We start from the raw sequence: 18410 nt of genomic DNA on the forward strand, positions 1-18410 counted from the left end.
AGTTGGCTGTTTTCGAGTAGGTGGGCCGCGCTCGGTCGGGAGGTTTCCAATTGCACGGCCCGAGGAAATTGATCAGTCGATGTGCCCAGCTTCGCGCAGGATTGATATCTGCTCCTGCGTCTTCGGCTGAAACGAAATGAACTCGTCGGCGGTGACCGGGCCAAGGCCAAGTTGATCAATCAATGCTCGGTCGCGCTGTCGCCAAAGCAACGCAATACCTTTCGGTGCAAGAATGTCCCTCGCACCACCGTTCCTCCGGATACGTTTCATGTAATCATGTTGATCTAGCCTCCCAACAGCTTAGATCATACCGAAGATGGGCGTGCCAATAACAGCCTCGTACTTCTATGATCTTTCGCCGTGGTCCAAAGGTCAGGTCGGGTTTCCCAGGGAGGTTCTTACGATGTAGCCTATATCTGTAGCCGAGAGAATGGACGAGCCGGCGAATAAGCACTTCTGGCTTTGTGTCTTTGGAGCGAATACGGGACATCGTCCTGCTTCGCTGCTCGATGGTTTTAACAATTACCCTCTCCCGCCCCCCCATAAAGCGTACAATACAGCGGTATATTCAGAGGAGCGCCGATGTGTCGGAGCCAACAAAGTGATGACACTACACCGAAAGCGCGAAATCAAACAAAGCTGTTAACAACTGCCAGAAAAATCGCGGTGGCCCCAGGGTGGCCCTAAAAACAAAAACGCTGCGTCTCTCTTCCGAGAATAACGCAGCGTTTTCAGTGAATTAGATGGTGCCCCCGGCAGGGTTCGAACCCGCGACCCCCTGATTACAAATCAGGTGCTCTACCAACTGAGCTACAAGGGCAATCCAGTGCCATGCCAACTAGCAGATTCTGATTTTCTGTAAAGCAAAAAACTCGCAATTTTCTCCCGACAAGTGTTTTTCCACACAACACCGGCCGCAAGGCACCACAAAAAGGCTCGGGCGGTTTGGAGAGTAAGCGAAGTGTTTACGCGACATGGCTAGAATTGAGGTTAAATAAAAACAGGCAAAGAGAATTATTCCGGCAATGCGCGCCAGCATTCAAAAAATACAGCTCACCGGCACCATCCTCATCGCTGTGAGCTCTATCCTGCTTGCAACGCTTGCTGCCTTCCCCAGCGTCACCAACTATCTTCGGTCGAACAAGAATACGCAACAACTGAGCCGTTTTGAAATCGCTCTGCGTACAGCCTGGCTGGTGTCGAGCGAACGTGGACCTTCCAACAATCTCCTCGGTTCGGATGTCGTCACCGATGAACTGACATCAGAACTTGCCGCCGCCAGACATGCGACGGATGAAAAATTCGCGCAATTGCGCATCTCCTTTGCCGACGAACTCCACCGGAGCCCGGAACTGGAAAAATCCTTTGCAGAAGCCGAGCATCAGCTTGTGCTGTCGCGAAGAGACGTTGACGCTTTTGTCCAATCCCCTGTCAGAACTCGCGACAAAAGCCGGATACCTGCCATCATACAGTCGATGTTCCTGGCTGCGGACAAAACCAATGCGTTACGTGGCAGGCTGGCTGGCGTCATCATCCACGAAAGGCCGGATGTGGCCATGGAAGTTGCAGCAACGGCAACGGCGGGCGTCATGAGGGATCGCATCGGGCGCCTCGGATCCTACGTTGTCATGAGCCTTTCGGCGAGTGCATCTGAACGGCGCGCCTACCAGCTGAAATTCGAGGGTGACCTGCAAAGCCTCGCGCTGCTGAAATCATCGTTGACAAACTACACGGCAGCCTATCTTTCGGCTCCCGGGATCGATGCGGCCCTGAAGGAGCTTGAAAGCTCATATTTCGGTGAAGCCCTCGGCTATGCGCAAAACACGATCGCCATGGCGGTGCCTGCGGCAAGGCCAAGCGTCGTCGACTTTTCGGAAAACTATATTCGCGGCATGAAGTCTGCCGATAAGCTGCGCGATCTGGTTGTTGCCGAAACCGCTGCAAGGACAGCTGCTGTGCGGGACAGGGCGCTCTTGTCCGTAATCGCATCCGTTCTGCTGGCCGCTCTCGCCATGTACGTGCTGCTGCGGCTGGCCGCGGTTTACAAAACGGCGCTGTTCCAACCCATGCAGTCCGTCAGAGCACAGATTGCCGCCATTGCGGCTGGCGACCTTTCGGACATCAAATATCAGACGCGTGCGGCGCCAGAAGTCCATAAGATGTTTCAGGAGCTGGATTTTCTGCGGGAACAGTTACGTCAGAAACGGCAGATGGAAGAACAGCAGCAGGCGCTGGCGGAGCGGTTGCGGCAGCTTTCCGAAACTGATGCCCTGACGGGCGTGTTCAATCGCCGTGCGCTCGAAAAAGCCGTTCACACGCTTCTCGACACCAAAGATCCCCATGGCACATTGGGCGTGATGATCATTGACATCGATCATTTCAAATCAATCAACGATCGCTACGGCCACGCCATGGGCGATCTGGCACTGCAGAAAACGGCGGAACTCCTCACCGGAGCCCTGCGGGAAAGCGATATCCTTGCCCGCTACGGCGGTGAAGAGTTCGTGATCATCCTGCAGGACGTCAGCCACGCGACGACAACCGCGACGGCGGACCGTCTACGACGCCTGATCGAAACGAATATCATCGATCCGGAAATCGGGCTTTCGCTGACCGCGAGCTTCGGCGTTATCTGGCAGGAGACGCGCACCGTCAGTAGCTGGGATAACCTGATCGCAATTGCCGACGAGCGTCTCTATCAGGCCAAGAGAGCCGGAAGAAACCGTGTCTGGGCAACCTACTACCAGAAAATCGCCAGCGCCTAAGCGAACGCGGCAAAATACCTCAGATCAGATCGAGCGTCATCACCACTGCGCAATGGTCAGATGCCTTTGGCCGATCCCAACCCGTGCGGGGATAACGCTCCACTTCCTGACCCGGCGGGAAGATCGTGCGATATGGCTGGCCGTTACGGACGACTTCCGGAATACGCGTCGCATTCGTCTCGGCAAGATGGGGCGAAAGCCAGATGTAATCGAGCTGGCACAGGTGCTGCTCCTGCGGCCCGCGGGAATGGTAAAGCGTCCAGCGGTCCATGACGTCCCGACGCAGCATCGGGTTAACGGCAAAACCATCGTTGGAGAAGATGTCGAGCGCGCTGCGTTCCTCTTCAACCGGCGTGAATGTATAGCCGTCGCGCCTGTCCCCGGAAATCACGACACGTTCCTGATAGTCGTTCATGTCACCGCAGATGGCAAAGTTCTTGCGCCTTGCGCCATCGGGACCCCACCGCTCCTCGATGATGCGCCGAACGGCCCGTGCTTCCGCCTCCCGGATCGGCATCGTGCCAAGACGTGCATCTACCGCTTCACGGGAATTCGTCATGGATTTGAAATGGGTGACGTAAAGCGTCAGCGGTTTGCCGCCAATCCTGAGATCGATCTCAAGGCAATCACGCTTGAAGATCTTGTCATCGATCTGATGCGTCAGGGCGATATCGGCGTTGAACAACCCGAGATTTCGGTAGGTTACGGCTGCATGGCTCTTGATGTCCACCACTTCGATCCGGTCGCCATCTCGCGTCTCCTCACGCATGACAACAGCAACATCGATGCCTCGGCTGTCGTTGCCTTCCACCAGATATTTCTGCCGGTATCCGTTGCCGACCATACGGTAGAGATAACCGTATTCGAAAGCCTGGAGGGCGGCCATGTTGTCAACTTCCTGAAGGCAAAGAATATCGGCATCCGTGTCGGCGATGGCGAGTGCGGAAAGCTGCCGCGTGTCATCCGTCGAGGAAACGAGGCGGGCACTCTCCAACGCCTGATAGGTCGCCTCATCGCGAATGTCGTAGAGCTGGATAGCCCGGTCCCGCCGCGTCTGGTTGCGGAAACCGGTAAAATCGAAACGGGTCAGAAGGTTCTCGATATTGAAGGTGGCAAGCCGAAGCGACATGTCTCATTCCTGTTGCACTTGTCGAAGCTTAGCCGTTCGGCAGGTGGCTTGCCAACCTCCAGTTTCAGAGCCGCCATGCCTCCCGGATCACGACCGGCAGGCGCTCACCTGCGACGGCAGGAAAACGCGAATAGGCTCTGAGCGTCTGACCGTTTGGCAGCTCGAGGCGCACCGCATAACGCTCGCCCTCGTAAAGAGCAGAAGTGACGGTGGACATGATCCCGCCGTCCTCGAAAGCGACATCCTGCGGACGAACCAGAACATCAGCGACAGGTAAATCGCCCGCGCCGCCGTTCAACGCCGGATGCAAGGCTGGCCAGTCGAGTTCGCGTGGGGCGCCCATCGCGACAGGAAGGGACAGAATGGCGCCCTGCCCCACCAGTGAGCCGACAAGCTTGCCTTCCGGCCGCGCATATAGCTCGGCGGGCGGCGCCACCTGCAACAGCTTGCCATGCGCCATGACGGCGACATCCGTGGCCAGCGCCATCGCTTCCGCCTGATCATGGGTGACGTATACCATCGTCGCACCGGAGCGGGCGTGAAACTCACGGAAAGTTTCCTCCATCTCCTGCCGCAAATGACGGTCAAGATTGGCAAGCGGTTCGTCGAGCAGCACGACGTCCGGCTCTGTCACGAGGCAGCGGGCCAATGCCACGCGCTGCCGCTGTCCACCGGAAAGCTCAGACGGGCGACGATCGGCAAAGGCTTCCAGCCGAACGGCGGCAAGCGCCGAGCGCACCTTCTCGCGATATTTTTCGCCGGAAATTCCACGCACCTTCAGCGGATAACCGGCATTATCGGCGACCGACATATGCGGCCAAAGCGCGTAGGACTGGAACACCATCGCCATGTTGCGCCGTTCAGGGGCCACCATGGTTGCCGCATCGGCCATCACGCGCTCACCGAGCAGGATCGAACCGTCCGACGGCTGTTCAAAGCCGGCAATCATGCGCAGCACCGTCGTCTTGCCACATCCGGACGGGCCGAGCAGCGCCAGAAAACCGCCCTCGCGAACGGTAAGCGATACATCATCGACGGCGGGTTTCGCGTTCGCTGCGAAACGCTTCGAAAGACGATTGAGGATCAGTTTCGCCAAGGGACGACTCCTTTCGGCAGATAGCGCCCCAGAACTTCGAGCAGCAACATCAGCATTATGACCATGATGACGACCAGTACCGAAAGCGCCGAGGCAAGATCGAAGCTGCCACTGTCATCGAGATTGTAGATCAGCACACCGAGCGTCTGGGTTCCCGCCGACCACAGCAGCGCGGACACCGTCAGTTCGTTGCAGGCGATCAGGAAAACGAGGATCACGGATGCGCCCGCCGCAGGTCCGACCAGCGGCAGGATGATATCCCTCATCCTCTGCCAGAACCCTGCACCTGACAGCCGCGCAGCTTCTTCCAGCGACGGATCGAATTGCAGGAATACGCTGACCATGGGTTTGAGGCTGACGGCAAAGAAGGACGAGAAATAGGCCAGCATGATGATCCAGATCGTGCCGTAAAGAGTGACGCCGAGCAACGGAATGGGCGCCGCAAACAATAGAACGAAGGATACCGAAATGACGACACCCGGCAGCGCGTAAGGAATATCGACGAGTGCCGAAAGCAGGAACATGAAACGGCTTTTGCCACGCACCAGGAAATAAGCTGTCAGGACAGTCACCGCAAGGAGACATATGGACGTGGCCGACGCAAGAAACAGCGAGTTGCGGAAAGCGGTGCGCGTGACCGTCTGCCGGTAAAGCAGTTCCTCATAGGCATGCAGGGTTGCCGTCTTGAGGCTGAGCGGCACGCCGTAAGCGGGGGCGAGAGAGCTGGCAACCAGCGCCGCGAGCGGTGCAACCAGCATGAAAAACAGCATCGTCCATAGTGCGATTTCGACCACAGGGCGCAAGCGTGACAGACGAAACGTCGCCGCCTTTCCGGAAAGACCGATGATCCGATAGTCCCTGCCCCTCAGCGCCCGCTCCTGGAGCGCAAGTCCGGCGACGGAGATGACGGCGATCATCGTGGAAAGAACGGCAATATCGCCGAAAGTGCTGGAACCGAAGCTGGCGAAACGGCTGTAAATGAGTGTCGGCAGCGTGAAGATCGACGCGGGGATGCCGAGGATCGCCGGAATACCGAAGTTGCCGATCCCCGAAACGAACGAGATGGCCGCGCCCGCGATCAGCCCCGGCGTGGAGAGCGGCAGAATGATGTCGAACAGCACTCGACGTGGCGATGCCCCCGAAAGCTTCGCGGCCTCGATACCGTCCTGCGGCAAGGCCAGCAGCCCAGACCGTAATGCTAGGAACACCAGCGGAGCATGCTGCACACCGAGCAGCAAGGCGATGCCTGCAACGGAATAGAGCGGCTGCGGCGAGCCCATCGCCGGGGCAATGCCAAGAGCCTTGAGAAGCGTGCTGGAGGGACCCGTCATGCCGATCCACGACAGCGCCGTGACCTGCGGCGGGATCATCATGGGCAGCATGAACAGGAAGCTCAGGATCGATTTTCCGCGCACGTCGCAGAGCGTCAGGGCAAGCGCAAAGGCGCCACCGATGGCGAGCGAGATCAGCATGCCGAAAAAGGACGTGGACAGCGTGTTGAGAACCGCATCCCACAGGGCCGGATCGCCAAGCAGGCGCCAAACGTCACCATTCAGTGACGAAATGATCCCGGTATAGGCCAGCCGTCCGAGCGGCAAGGCGCTCAGTACGAAAACGACACTGACCACAAAAGGAAACAGCCAGCGTGGCTGGCTGCCTCCATAAGCATTGGAATGCGACATGCTCGCTTATCAGCCCTTGGAGCCGAAGATATCGGAGAAGGTCTTCAGATCCTGCTCGGAGTTCTTCAGTGCATCGGCGGCGTTGAGCGGCAGCACCTTGATCGTCTCACGAGCCGGGAAGCCTTCAGGCATGCCCGCATCGGCACGAGCCGGAATGTAACCGAGCTTCACGAAGCCCTGCTGACCCTTTTCCGACAGCACGTAGTCCACGAACTTCTTGGCAGCTTCCTCGTGCTTGGTACCCTTGAGGATCGCGACCGGCTCGGTCACGGCAGAAACGCCCTCTTCCGGGAACACGAACTCGACTGGAGCGCCCTTGGCCTTTTCGCGGATCGGCATGTAATCGACCACGACGCCGTACGCCTTTTCGCCAGAAGCAACCGACTTCAGGATGGCGCCGTTGCCACCGGCGGCGACCGCTTCTTTGGCCTTGAGAGCCTTGTAGTAGTCCCAGCCGAGATCCTTGGAGCCGGCAAGCGTCTGTGCGTGGATAAGAGCTGCACCAGACGTCAGCGGGCTCGGCATGGTCACAAGGCCCTTGGCTTCCGCCTTGGCAAGATCCTTCCAGCTCGTCGGCTTCATGGCAGCCGACGTGTTGTACATGATGCCGGTGGTGATGAGCTTCGTGGAGTAATAGAAGCCGTCAGCATCGTAGAGCGAGGCGTCGATGTTCTTGGCTTCAGCAGACTTGTGGGCGAGAAGCTGGCCCGCCTGCTTCATACGCTCCAGCGTAACGGTGTCGGCGATCAGCAGAACGTCGGCAACCGGGTTTCCAGCGTCGATCTCAGCCATCAGCTTGGCCATGATCTTCGGCGTTCCGTCACGAACCCACTCGACCTCGATGCCGGGATTGGCAGCCTTGAAGCCGTCAACGGTCGCCTGTGCGTCCTCGTTCGGCTGGCTGGTGTAAAGCACCAGGTCGGCTGCATTGGCAGCGGTTGCGATAAAGCCGAGCGAGACGATCGCGGTGAAAGCGGAGAGCAGCGTCTTCATGGGTCCATTCCCTGTTGAAATTCGGGACCGCTAAAACACGCTTCCATAACATGTATATGACAGACAGGATTTCCGGCTGCCGTAAATGAAAAACCCTCCCGCTTTATCTGCGGGAGGGTCCTTTTTCAGCCCATCGGAAGATCAGATGGCGGGGATCGTCTCGGTTGGCAGGGGACTCGCCTGCGCGCCAGCAATCAGGCGGCCGAGTCGCTTCATGCCTTCCTCGATCATCGCCTCGTTGGCGCACGAGAAACTGATGCGAAGCGTGTTCGCTCCCGAACCATCCGCAAAGAAGGCGCGGCCCGGAACGAAGGCAACCTTTTCCGTTGCGATGGACTTCGCAAGCAGTGCGGCGCCGTCCATGCCCTCGGGCAACGTCAGCCAGATAAACATGCCGCCCTCCGGCTTTGTCCACTGCGTCCCCTGCGGCATGTATTTCTCGAGCGCAGCAAGAAGTGCATCGCGACGGGCGCTGTAGGCGGCCTTGATCTTGGCAACCTGCTTGTCGAACCCGCGCGAGGCGACGTGTTCGACGGCGATCTGGTTGATGGTCGAGGAATGCAGATCGGCGGCCTGCTTCATCAGCACCAGCTTGCGGATGACCGGCGTGGCCGCGACGATGTAACCAACACGAAGGCCCGGTGCGAGCGTCTTGGAGAAGCTCCCGCAATAGATGGTGCGGGTTTTCTCGATGCCGCCGGAACGGGCGATATCGAGCGAAAGGATCGGCGGAACGGCCTCCCCATCGTAGCGCAGCGATTGATAGGCTGCGTCCTCGATGATCGCGATGTCCAGTTCGTCGGCCAGCGCCAGCAGTTTTTCGCGGCCTGCGAGATCAACGGTTTCGCCGGTCGGATTGGAGAAGTCCGCCGAAAGGTAGGCAAACTTGACCGAACCACCGAGCTTGGCTGCATTTTCGCGGTAGGTTGCCGGTGTGCGATTGCCGCCGGGATTGAGCTGGTCGTAGTTCGGCTCATAGGCATTGAAGGCCGAGAGCGCGCCGAGATAGGTCGGCCAGGTTACGAGTGCGGTATCTTTCGGAGACAGGAACAGCTTGCCGAGATAATCCAGCCCTTGCTGCGAACCCGAAACGATAAAGACGTTCTCGGCCGTGCAGTCGATGCCGATCTTGCCCATTTCGCCAGCCAGCCAGTCGCGCAGCGGCTTGTAGCCTTCGCTGACCGAGTACTGAAGCGCGGCGCTGGCCTGCGGGCCGGAGAAAATCTCGGAATAGGCCTGCTTGAAGTCCTCATCGGGAAACAGCGCCGGGTCGGGAATGCCGCCCGCGAAAGAGATGATATCGGGCTGTTCGAGCAGTTTCAGAAGCTCGCGGATTTCAGACGCTTTCATGCGCGAAGAGCGCGTGGCGAAAATATGTTCCCAATCAAGCATGGGCACGTTTCCTCTTGTGTCGTTTTTATGCGCGCTTGTTTACATATATTTCGATAAGTCAGCAATACTGACTTATCAGTTTTTCAAACTATTTGTGGCTCGGCACCGCCGCTTTTCGGTTGTCGGCAACGCCAGATATACGCTTCGGCCTAGCTTAACAATTGTCCGTTTGCGATTGACGCGAGAACGTTTTCCAGCTGGATTGCGAGGGAATGCCGCAAGGCGGCAACAGCATGAACGGGAGGCTTATGACATGCTCAAGAATATCGATCCGGCACTCAACGCAGACGTCCTGCACGCACTTCGCGCAATGGGTCACGGCGACACGCTGGTTCTGACCGATACGAACTTCCCATCCGACAGCGTGGCGCAATTTACCAGCGTCGGTCAGGTTCTGCGCATGGAAAACATCTCCGCCGCCCGCGCCATGAAGGCCATCCTTTCCGTGCTGCCGCTCGATACGCCATTACAGCCTTCGGTCGGCCGCATGGAAGTGATGGGTGCGCCCGACCAGATCGAGCCGGTTCAGGCTGAAGTCCAGAAAGAAATCGATGCAGCGGAAGGACAGTCCGCCCCCATGTACGGCATCGAGCGCTTCGCTTTCTATGAAAAAGCGAAGGAGGCTTACTGCGTCATCACCACCGGCGAAACGCGTTTCTACGGCTGCTTCCTGCTGACCAAGGGCGTGATTGCACCCAGCGCCTGACCCCTGCCGTCAACAGAAAGGCCGGAGCTTTCGCTCCGGCCTTTCGCAATTCAGTTGATGTACTGAAGCCTGGTTGACAGCCTTTGCCGACCAGCTTGTTCTTGCCGATACCGCATCGCCGAGGCGTGCAGGCGAACAACGGGGATCGGCAATCCAGCTTAGTTGACGGCCTTGTCGACCAGCTTGTTTTTGCCGATCCACGGCATCATGCCGCGCAGCTTGGCGCCGACTTCTTCGATCTGGTGAACGTCGTTCATGCGGCGGATGCCCTTGAAGCGTGCGCCGCCAGCCTTGTATTCCTGCATCCAGTCAGACGTGAACTTGCCGGTCTGGATGTCGTTGAGAACGCGCTTCATTTCAGCCTTGGTTTCGGCAGTGATGATGCGCGGGCCGGTGACGTATTCGCCCCACTCGGCCGTGTTGGAGATCGAGTAGTTCATGTTGGCGATGCCGCCTTCGTAGATCAGGTCTACGATGAGCTTCACTTCGTGCAGGCACTCGAAATAGGCCATTTCCGGAGCATAACCAGCTTCCGTCAGGGTTTCGAAACCAGCGCGGATCAGTTCGACGAGACCGCCGCACAGAACGACCTGTTCGCCGAAGAGGTCGGTTTCGCACTCTTCACGGAAGTTGGTTTCGATGATGCCCGAACGGCCGCCGCCAACGCCGCAGGCGTAGGAAAGCGCAAGTTCAAGAGCGTTGCCCGAAGCGTTCTGGTGAACGGCAACGAGGCAGGGAACGCCGCCGCCCTTCTGGTATTCGCCGCGAACCGTGTGGCCCGGTCCCTTCGGCGCGATCATCACGACGTCGAGCGAAGCCTTCGGCTCGATGAGGCCGAAGTGAACGTTGAGGCCGTGTGCGAAGGCGATTGCAGCACCATCACGAATGTTGTCGGCGATCTCGGCCTTGTAGATGTCGGCCTGAAGTTCGTCCGGGGTCGCCATCATCACGAGGTCGCCCCACTTGGCGGCTTCGGCAACGGTCATGACCTTGAAGCCATCGGCTTCGGCCTTCTTGACGGTCGGAGAACTGGCCTTGAGCGCGATGACGACGTTCTTGGCGCCGGAATCCTTGAGGTTCAGCGCGTGCGCGCGACCCTGGGAGCCGTAACCGACGATGACGACGTTCTTTGCCTTGATCAGATTGAGATCGGCATCACGATCATAATAAACGCGCATTTGATAATCCTTCCCTATGCTTGTCTCTGTTTGTCTGGACCGGAACCGTCAGGCGACCTTGCCACCCAGTTCCGAATGAACTTTTTCCGTTCCATAAAGGGTCAGAAAGGCAATAACCGCCTTCTTCGCCCGCATGGAAAAATCCTTGCCCGGCGCTTCGCCCAACAGCATGCGAACATGCAGGTCCGAAACGATCAGGCCGTAAAAACTGCGATACGCCTCCTCGACGTCATCGAAACGCAGGTAACCGGAGCGACGGCCAGCCTCGATCAGACCACGCGCACGGCGATCGATCTGGCGACGACCACGCTCGAGAAGCAGATCGCCGAGCTTCGAACCGTCGCGGCTTGCCTGCCCGATGGCCAGACGATTGAGCGCCAGCGAAACATCGCCCGCCAGAACGTCGAGCAGATCGTGGGCAAACACTTCGAGGTGGTCGGAAAGCTGCGGCGCGGAAACACGGTCACCAGCCTTTTCAAAGGTACGGACCTTGCTCTGCTGGAAGGTAATCATCGCAGCCAGCAAGCCGTCCCGATCACCGAACCATTTGTAGAGGCTTTCCTTGGAACAGTTGGCGGCCCGCGCGAGGCCGGATGTGGTCAGCGCTTTTTCGCCACCCTCGACCAGGAGACGCAATGCCTGGTCCAGAACAACGTTCTGGCGCGGCGAAAATTCCTGCGCTGAGATCGTATCCGAGGCCACGTATCCACTCCAGAGGCTCGATTAATGTACCGTACGGTACGGTTCGAAAGACGTTTATGCGCAGACTGCTTTCCGGTCAAGCGCTTTCTTAAGGGCAGGAAAAGAATTGGTGCGACGCAGCAATAATCCACTTAACGACAACAGACCGAAAGATTGTTGCGCGACGAAACAGTTGGCGGCTATTCGACGGCCATGCTCTCGCGCGCTGCGCCGATATCGCGGGATGGAGATACCCCATAAACACGACTGTATTCGCGGCTGAACTGCGACGGGCTTTGATAACCGACACGATGGCCCGCCGTGCCTGCATCCACCCTCTCGAGAAGCATCAGCCGGCGCGCCTCATGCAGCCGCAACTGTTTCTGATACTGAACCGGCGTCATCGCCGTGATGGATTTGAAGTGGTGATGGAAGGAAGAAACACTCATGCCGATGTGCTCGGCGAGTTCCTCGATACGCAGCTGGCGGGCGAAATTCTCTCGCAGCCAGGCTATGGCGCGCGCAATCCGGTTGCCTTGGCTGTCCGCCGCCACGATGTTCATCAACTGACCACCCGCTGGACCCGTCAAAATGCGATAGAGAATTTCCTGTTCGATCAATGGCGCCATGGCCGGAATTTCGGATGGATGATCAAGTAGACGCATTAGCCGGATTGCAGCATCGAGCAACTCCGGCGTTGCCGTGTTGACCATGATGCCGCGCTGTCCGTTCGCCTTCTCCGCAGGACGCTCGATGTGGGCGCGGCTCATCAGATCGAGCAGCTTCTCACTGCTGAGCGCGAACGAGATGCAAAAATGCGGCACCGCCTCGCTCGCCTCCACCACACGCCAGGCAACAGGAAGATCGAGCGACGTCAGCAGATAATCGCCAGCGCCGTAATTGATCGTATCCGTTCCTAGCTGCAGGCTTTTCGCGCCTTGTATGACCATGGCGAGGCAAGGGCGATAGCTGCCGTGGCACGGCGCGCTTGGCGCTGATCTCCGGCTGATACCGAGCGCCTCGATTGCCGTCTGGTTTTCACCATCCGCGGGCGCGTGACGCCCGGCGATGGAGACGATCTCCTGATAGAGACTGAAAGACAGGGTCATGGCGAATGTCCATAAATGCCGGCAACGTGGCTGATACCGTCTATCTAGAGGATGGCACGGTTTCCGCAAAGAGCGCCACAGAGATTTTTGCAGGATCGTGCAAGAAGCTCGGAGGATCGCTCTAACGCATCAGCGCCCGCGCATTGCATGATCCGCCATCTCCTTCCCAACCCCGAAAGGACATTCAGATGGCTATCGCAAGAGGCTATGCAGCCACCGACGCATCGAAGCCGCTCACGCCGTTCACCTTCGAACGCCGCGAACCGAACGATGACGATGTGGTCATCGACATCAAATATGCCGGCATCTGCCACTCGGACATTCACACCGTCCGCAACGAGTGGAAGAACGCGGTTTACCCGATTGTTCCGGGCCACGAAATCGCCGGTATCGTAACCGCCGTCGGCTCCAAGGTCACGAAGTTCAAGGTCGGCGATCACGTCGGTGTCGGCTGCTTCGTAGACAGCTGCGTCGGCTGCGCAACCCGCGACCTCGACAACGAGCAATACATGCCGGGGCTGGTCCAGACCTACAACAGCGTCGAAGCCGACGGAAAGACCGCGACGCAGGGCGGTTACTCCGACTCGATCGTCGTCAAGGAAGGCTACGTCCTGTCCATTCCGGACAATCTTCCGCTCGACGCTTCGGCACCGCTGCTCTGCGCTGGTATCACGCTCTACTCGCCGCTTCGCCACTGGAATGCCGGACCGGGCAAGAAGGTCGCGATCGTCGGCATGGGCGGCCTTGGCCATATGGGCGTCAAGCTCGGCGCGGCCATGGGCGCAGACATCACAGTGCTTTCGCAGACGCTGTCGAAAAAGGAAGACGGCCTGAGGCTCGGCGCGAAGGACTATTACGCCACGAGCGATGCCTCGACATTCGATAAGCTGGCTGGCACCTTCGATCTCATCATCTGCACCGCAGGTGTTGCCATCGACTGGAACGCCTATCTCGGCCTGCTGAAAGTCAACGGCTCGATGGTCATCGTCGGCGCTCCGGAACATATGATTCCGGTCCATGCCTTTTCGCTGATCCCCGGTCGCAAGAGCCTCTCCGGCTCCATGATCGGCTCGATCAAGGAAACCCAGGAGATGCTGGATTTCTGCGGCAAGCACAACATCGTTTCGGAAATCGAGAAGATCAACATTCAGGAGGTCAACGAAGCCTATGAGCGCGTCCTGAAAAGCGACGTTCGCTACCGCTTCGTCATCGACATGGCTTCGCTCGACGCGTGATCCGTCGTCTCGAACGACCCTTTGGCCGTTCCTCACACACAAAAAAGGGCGGGATGCAGAAGCATCCCGCCTTTTTTATATTTTATTTGAGACTGTCAGGACTCGTCCTTCAACGTTTCCTTCTGCGTGATCAGGCGAGCGCTGTGCTGGCCGCTCAGATAGATCCACAGCCAGCTCCATGCGACGGCGAGCCGTGAGCGTGTGCCGATCAGGAAGTAGATGTGGGCCAGCCCCCATATCCACCACGCAAGACCGCCCTTGAGCTTGATCTTTCCGAAATCGATAACCGCGGCGCGTTTGCCGATCGTCGCAAGATTGCCCTGATGTTTGTAGCGGAAAGGTGCAGGCTCAGCCTTGCCCGCAAGGCGGGCCTTGAGGAGTGCGGCAACGTAGCTTCCCTGCTGTTTTGCAGCGGGCGCGATACCCGGAACGGGCTTTCCGTCTTCTTGCGTGACGGCAGCGGTGTCACCGATGACGAAGATATTGGGATCGCTGTCGAGATAAAGATGCGGCCCGACCACCGTCCGCCCGGCCCTGTCAGCGGCAGCGCCAAGCCACTTGGCGGCAGGAGACGCCTGCACGCCTGCTGCCCAGACGACCGTGCGGCAAGGATAATATGTCTCGCCAACCGTAACGCCCTCATCCGTGCACGCCGTCACCGGCGTCCCGAGCAGAACCTCCACGCCGAGCTTTTCGAGCGCTTCCTTGGCATAAGTGGAAAGTTCTTCGGTAAAGACCGGCAGCACGCGCGGCCCCGCCTCCACCAGCAGTACCCTTGCCTTGGTCGTATCGACGTTGCGGAATTCCGGCGGCAGGACCTTGTGCGCAAGCTCGGCAATCATGCCCGCCATTTCCACACCGGTCGGGCCTGCCCCGATGATCACGAAGGTCAGCAGCGCCTGCCGCTCTTCTTCACTGGTCGCAAGCTCCGCCTTTTCGAACGCCAGCAACAGGCGGCGACGGATCGTTGTAGCGTCCTCAAGCGTCTTCAGGCCGGGAGCGGAACGCTCCCATTCGTCACGGCCGAAATAGGCGTGTCGAGCACCGGTCGCCAGAACCAGGGTGTCGTAACTGATCGTTTCGCCGGAACTCAAGTGCACCGTACGCGCATCCCGGTCGACGCCGGTCACTTCCGCCAGAAGCGTGGTGACTTCCTTGCGGTCGCTGTAAAGCCGCCGGATCGGCCAGGCGATTTCCGATGTCGCCAGGACCGTGGTGGCAACCTGATACAACAATGGCTGGAACAGATGATGATTGCGACGGTCGATCAGCGTTATGCGTACAGGAGCCCCCTCCAGCCCATGTACGAGTTGCAAGCCGCCGAAGCCTCCACCCACGACGACAACATGATTTTCTTGCATAGTCTTCTGCCTTCAAAAAAGCGCGCGCACGGAGCATGCGCGCACCTGACTATAGGCAAAAAAATTGACTTTAGTTATGAAATAGACTGCCCGCAGGCGCGACAAAAACGCCGTACCGTCTCAGCCATTCCATATTCCAGCGCATCGGCCGTCAATCCGTGGCCAATCGAGACTTCGGCTAGAAAAGGAATACGTTCCATGAGCTTAGGCAAATTGGCAACAGTCAGATCATGCCCCGCATTGACTTCAAGCCCCAGCTCTTTCGCATAATCGGCGGTCTGGCCGAGTTCTTCGAGAAGAGCAGCACCCCGCTGCGGATCGTTAAAACACCCACCATAAGGTCCGGTATAAAGCTCGATGCGTGCGGCACCGGTTTCGGCCGCCAGTTCCACCGGTTCCCGCTCACCGTCTCCATCCGCGAAAAGCGAAACCCGCATGCCGCCAGCCTTGAGGCGCGAAACCGCGTCTTTCAAGAACGTCGCATGCGTGCGGAAATCCCAACCGTGATCGGATGTTGCCTGTGCCGGATCGTCCGGAACCAGCGTCACCTGCTCGGGCTGCGTTTGTTCGCAGAGAACGAGAAAATCTTCGCTCGGATACCCCTCAATGTTGAATTCCGCCGCCGGAAAGACGTCGTCAATCAGGGAGCGCAGCACCGGAAGATCCGAAAATCGGATGTGGCGCTGGTCCGGACGGGGATGCACCGTCAGTCCGCTTGCCCCCGAGGACAGGGCGATATGCCCAAATTGTGCAACATCCGGCCAAGGAAGATCGCGACGGTTGCGCAACATGGCAATTGCGTTCAAATTGACAGATAGTTTTGCAGGCATAGCAATCGGCTCACATTCGGAATCTCATTCCTGTTTCACGCAGCTTGTGGCCATTCGCAAGGAGGAACACCAAAATTTTTGCAGCGACGGAACGAAAATAGAAAATATACGTTCGTGTCATTTAACGCGTTCTGCATGAAGCTGAGATATAATAACGGGATAGCCGCCGGGGATCAAAGCGGCCTCTCTCCACATCAGCAGACTGTCATGCGGCGCAGAAGGGGGAGACAATGCAGGATGGCCGGATGCCGTTTGATAAACACGGCGACGAGGAAAGAGCGCATCAACGTCCGGGTAGCTTTCTTCCGGATATAACCCTGCCTTCACCCATCCCCCCCGAACCCGTCCCCATCGCCGATATGGCAAATATATTCGGCGTGACACACCGGACCTTGCATTTCTACGAGGAAAAAGCGCTCCTGACATCCAAACGCGTCGGCCAGATGCGCGTTTACTCCTATCGCAACGTGCACCGGATGGCCGTCATCAATTTCTGCCGTGAAGTAGGCATCTCAGTTGCGACGATTACCGAAATCATGGAGCGCCTTGCGCGTTGCCCCTCGCAGGACGAGGCGGATGACATTTTTCATCGCGCCCTGCAGCAACGCAAAAGGGAGCTGACCGCTGAGCTTTCCACCATCCAGCGACAGGTCCAGCAGATCGAAGACGAACTTGTGACCGGCCCGGATTCGGACGAACCGGATCATCGCCGGCCCGGCTACACCAATGATATTTCTCTTACGGAAAACGAGCGCAAATGCCTCGAGCTCATGGCAGAGGGTTACGCACCCGTGCGGCTTGCCCGCGCTCTCGGCCTGTCAGGCGAAGAGCTCCATGAGCTTGAAACAAGAATTATAGGCAAGTTCAGCGCCACCAACCGCTTTCAGGCGGTTGCCAAGGCTGTACTGCTCGGCGTCATCCGCGCCTGACCGCATTGTCGGAAAACGTGGAAATCCTGGCTGTCAGCGAACGATGGTCAGTGTTTCCGCGGCACGGGTAATCGCCGTATAAAGCCATCGCTCGCGCGAATCGCGGAACGCGTAGCTCTCATCGAACAGAACGACATTGTTCCACTGCGAACCCTGAGCCTTGTGCACGGTCAGTGCATATCCGAAATCGAATTCGTCGTAACGCTTGCGCGTGGACCAAGGAATTTCCGTTTCCGTCTCCTCAAAGGCCGCCTTGAGAAGTTTGATTTTCGCGGCACCGCGATCCATGTCGTCGTCTTCGGGCCGGATCATCAGGTTGATGCCCGGCTTTACCGTTTCGCGCGATGAACTCATCACCTGCCACAAAGAACCGTTCAGCAGTCCCTTCGCCGGGTCGTTGCGCAGGCACACCAGCTTGTCGCCGGACTGCGGATAATCGGCGGAGAACCCTTTCAGCTCGCGGAGCCGCTGATTGTAACGGCGTCGGGTACGATTGGTGCCGACCAGAACCTGATCCGCGTCGAGAACGAGCGATTGCGTGACGTCGGCTTTGGAAATCACCTGTGCCGAACCGTAGTCACCGCGCATGATCTCACGGCCTTCGCGAACATCCATGGCAAGCTGGATGATCGGATTGTCTTTTGCCTGGCGGTGAATTTCCGACAGCAGGAAATCCGGTTCCTGCTCGGTGAAGAACCCGCCACCCGTCACCGGCGGCAACTGTCCCGGATCGCCGAGCACGAGGATAGGCGTGCCGAAGCTCATCAGATCGCGGCCGAGCTGTTCGTCCACCATCGAACACTCGTCGATGATGATGAGAGCCGCTTTGGCGAGCGGACTCTGGCGGTTGATCGAGAACATCGGCGAAATGGAGGTCTTGCCAGTTTCTTCGTCCGCCACCTCTTCCTCCCCGCGCGGGCGGTAGATCAACGAATGGATGGTGCGAGCATTCGATGCGCCACGCGAACGCAGAACCTGTGCGGCCTTGCCTGTGAAAGCCGCAAACAGCACCTCTCCGTCGACATTTTCCGCAAAATGTTTGGCAAGCGTGGTCTTGCCCGTTCCGGCATAGCCGAACAGCCGGAAAACCGGCGACCGGCCTTCCTTCAGCCAGTGTGAAACAGCCTTGAGCGCTTCGTCCTGTTGCGGTGAAAATTGCATCAGCCCTCATCGCAGGATTCGAGCGCGAAGCGCAACCGAAAAAGAACGAAAGAGGAATATTCGCCACTCTACGCCGCATCTGATCGAGACCATACGCATTTTTTTCTGAAGCCATGGAATAAATACCCCACCGACGGTGTCTCATACTCGTTGGCGGCCTTGC

16 protein-coding genes, 1 tRNA gene and 1 pseudogene are annotated in these 18410 nt (G+C 58.3%); 4 read left to right on the forward strand and 14 right to left on the reverse strand.

Annotated features, from left to right (window positions below):
* Positions 1-72: 72 nt before the first annotated feature.
* The 3 genes and pseudogenes from N7578_RS23780 to N7578_RS18305 form a co-directional block, all read right to left on the reverse strand.
* Positions 73-270, reverse strand: a complete 198-nt coding sequence (locus tag N7578_RS23780; protein WP_422646714.1) for a hypothetical protein — start codon at positions 268-270, stop codon at positions 73-75.
* Between the two features lie 46 nt (positions 271-316).
* Positions 317-544: pseudogene (locus N7578_RS18300) on the reverse strand (very short patch repair endonuclease); the annotation flags it as partial.
* 200 nt (positions 545-744) lie between these two features.
* Positions 745-820 (reverse strand) — tRNA-Thr (locus N7578_RS18305).
* A gap of 205 nt (positions 821-1025) precedes the next feature.
* On the opposite strand from N7578_RS18305, the gene N7578_RS18310 reads away from it, so the two are divergent.
* Positions 1026-2765, forward strand: coding sequence for a GGDEF domain-containing protein (locus N7578_RS18310; RefSeq protein ID WP_311111657.1), 1740 nt, complete (start codon positions 1026-1028; stop codon positions 2763-2765).
* 19 nt (positions 2766-2784) lie between these two features.
* Here the strand turns inward: N7578_RS18310 and N7578_RS18315 are convergent, their stop codons facing one another.
* The 5 genes from N7578_RS18315 to N7578_RS18335 form a co-directional block, all read right to left on the reverse strand.
* A complete protein-coding gene (locus N7578_RS18315) occupies positions 2785-3894 on the reverse strand; it encodes an endonuclease/exonuclease/phosphatase family protein (protein WP_311111658.1) in 1110 nt (369 codons plus the stop codon).
* 64 nt (positions 3895-3958) lie between these two features.
* Positions 3959-4990 (reverse strand): ABC transporter ATP-binding protein, encoded by a 1032-nt coding sequence (locus N7578_RS18320; RefSeq protein WP_311111659.1) that lies wholly within the window; start codon positions 4988-4990, stop codon positions 3959-3961.
* Entirely contained in the window at positions 4978-6672 is a 1695-nt protein-coding gene (locus N7578_RS18325) for an iron ABC transporter permease (RefSeq protein ID WP_311111660.1), read from the reverse strand. The genes N7578_RS18320 and N7578_RS18325 overlap by 13 nt, the downstream gene beginning before the upstream one ends.
* Before the next feature lie 9 nt (positions 6673-6681).
* Complete coding sequence (locus N7578_RS18330) at positions 6682-7665, reverse strand: ABC transporter substrate-binding protein (RefSeq protein ID WP_311111661.1); 984 nt, start codon at positions 7663-7665, stop codon at positions 6682-6684.
* A 141-nt stretch (positions 7666-7806) separates the two neighbouring features.
* A complete protein-coding gene (locus tag N7578_RS18335) occupies positions 7807-9057 on the reverse strand; it encodes a PLP-dependent aminotransferase family protein (RefSeq protein ID WP_311111662.1) in 1251 nt (416 codons plus the stop codon).
* A gap of 253 nt (positions 9058-9310) precedes the next feature.
* Here N7578_RS18335 and N7578_RS18340 point away from each other — a divergent pair, with 253 nt between their 5' ends.
* Positions 9311-9763 (forward strand): RbsD/FucU family protein, encoded by a 453-nt coding sequence (locus N7578_RS18340; RefSeq protein WP_311111663.1) that lies wholly within the window; start codon positions 9311-9313, stop codon positions 9761-9763.
* A 158-nt stretch (positions 9764-9921) separates the two neighbouring features.
* Here N7578_RS18340 and ilvC read toward each other — a convergent pair whose 3' ends face one another.
* The 3 genes from ilvC to N7578_RS18355 all read right to left on the reverse strand — a co-directional run bounded on the left by ilvC (position 9922) and on the right by N7578_RS18355 (position 12731).
* A complete protein-coding gene (gene ilvC / locus N7578_RS18345) occupies positions 9922-10941 on the reverse strand; it encodes a ketol-acid reductoisomerase (RefSeq protein WP_311111664.1) in 1020 nt (339 codons plus the stop codon).
* Positions 10942-10989: 48 nt separating this feature from the next.
* Positions 10990-11643 (reverse strand): TetR/AcrR family transcriptional regulator, encoded by a 654-nt coding sequence (locus tag N7578_RS18350; protein WP_311111665.1) that lies wholly within the window; start codon positions 11641-11643, stop codon positions 10990-10992.
* Positions 11644-11822: 179 nt separating this feature from the next.
* Positions 11823-12731, reverse strand: coding sequence for an AraC family transcriptional regulator (locus N7578_RS18355; protein WP_311111666.1), 909 nt, complete (start codon positions 12729-12731; stop codon positions 11823-11825).
* Positions 12732-12919: 188 nt separating this feature from the next.
* Between N7578_RS18355 and N7578_RS18360 the strand changes: the two genes are divergently transcribed.
* A complete protein-coding gene (locus N7578_RS18360) occupies positions 12920-13966 on the forward strand; it encodes an NAD(P)-dependent alcohol dehydrogenase (RefSeq protein ID WP_311111667.1) in 1047 nt (348 codons plus the stop codon).
* Between the two features lie 95 nt (positions 13967-14061).
* Here N7578_RS18360 and N7578_RS18365 read toward each other — a convergent pair whose 3' ends face one another.
* Together N7578_RS18365 and N7578_RS18370 are read right to left on the reverse strand one after the other, a co-directional pair.
* Positions 14062-15327, reverse strand: a complete 1266-nt coding sequence (locus N7578_RS18365) for an NAD(P)/FAD-dependent oxidoreductase (protein ID WP_311111668.1) — start codon at positions 15325-15327, stop codon at positions 14062-14064.
* A 74-nt stretch (positions 15328-15401) separates the two neighbouring features.
* A complete protein-coding gene (locus tag N7578_RS18370; RefSeq protein WP_311111669.1) occupies positions 15402-16157 on the reverse strand; it encodes a pyridoxine 5'-phosphate synthase in 756 nt (251 codons plus the stop codon).
* A 230-nt stretch (positions 16158-16387) separates the two neighbouring features.
* On the opposite strand from N7578_RS18370, the gene N7578_RS18375 reads away from it, so the two are divergent.
* Complete coding sequence (locus N7578_RS18375; protein ID WP_311111670.1) at positions 16388-17086, forward strand: MerR family transcriptional regulator; 699 nt, start codon at positions 16388-16390, stop codon at positions 17084-17086.
* Between the two features lie 33 nt (positions 17087-17119).
* On the opposite strand, the gene N7578_RS18380 is transcribed toward N7578_RS18375, so the two are convergent.
* On the reverse strand, positions 17120-18247 hold the full coding sequence (locus tag N7578_RS18380; protein WP_311111671.1) for an ATP-dependent RecD-like DNA helicase: 1128 nt from the start codon (positions 18245-18247) through the stop codon (positions 17120-17122).
* Positions 18248-18410 lie beyond the last annotated feature (163 nt).

This window comes from Agrobacterium tumefaciens (genome assembly GCF_031801495.1).
Taxonomy (GTDB): Bacteria; Pseudomonadota; Alphaproteobacteria; order Rhizobiales; family Rhizobiaceae; genus Agrobacterium; species Agrobacterium tumefaciens_K.

Bases quoted from the DNA above. Each gene is read 5' to 3' on its own strand.
- N7578_RS18355 (WP_311111666.1), bottom strand. From the start codon at position 12,731: ATGACCCTGTCTTTCAGTCTCTATCAGGAGATCGTCTCCATCGCCGGG.
- N7578_RS18340 (WP_311111663.1), top strand. From the start codon at position 9,311: ATGCTCAAGAATATCGATCCGGCACTCAACGCAGACGTCCTGCACGCA.
- N7578_RS18310 (WP_311111657.1), top strand. From the start codon at position 1,026: ATGCGCGCCAGCATTCAAAAAATACAGCTCACCGGCACCATCCTCATC.
- N7578_RS18380 (WP_311111671.1), bottom strand. From the start codon at position 18,247: ATGCAATTTTCACCGCAACAGGACGAAGCGCTCAAGGCTGTTTCACAC.
- ilvC (WP_311111664.1), bottom strand. From the start codon at position 10,941: ATGCGCGTTTATTATGATCGTGATGCCGATCTCAATCTGATCAAGGCA.
- N7578_RS18335 (WP_311111662.1), bottom strand. From the start codon at position 9,057: ATGCTTGATTGGGAACATATTTTCGCCACGCGCTCTTCGCGCATGAAA.
- N7578_RS18360 (WP_311111667.1), top strand. From the start codon at position 12,920: ATGGCTATCGCAAGAGGCTATGCAGCCACCGACGCATCGAAGCCGCTC.
- N7578_RS18330 (WP_311111661.1), bottom strand. From the start codon at position 7,665: ATGAAGACGCTGCTCTCCGCTTTCACCGCGATCGTCTCGCTCGGCTTT.
- N7578_RS18370 (WP_311111669.1), bottom strand. From the start codon at position 16,157: ATGCCTGCAAAACTATCTGTCAATTTGAACGCAATTGCCATGTTGCGC.
- N7578_RS18365 (WP_311111668.1), bottom strand. From the start codon at position 15,327: ATGCAAGAAAATCATGTTGTCGTCGTGGGTGGAGGCTTCGGCGGCTTG.
- N7578_RS18325 (WP_311111660.1), bottom strand. From the start codon at position 6,672: ATGTCGCATTCCAATGCTTATGGAGGCAGCCAGCCACGCTGGCTGTTT.
- N7578_RS23780 (WP_422646714.1), bottom strand. From the start codon at position 270: ATGAAACGTATCCGGAGGAACGGTGGTGCGAGGGACATTCTTGCACCG.
- N7578_RS18315 (WP_311111658.1), bottom strand. From the start codon at position 3,894: ATGTCGCTTCGGCTTGCCACCTTCAATATCGAGAACCTTCTGACCCGT.
- N7578_RS18375 (WP_311111670.1), top strand. From the start codon at position 16,388: ATGCAGGATGGCCGGATGCCGTTTGATAAACACGGCGACGAGGAAAGA.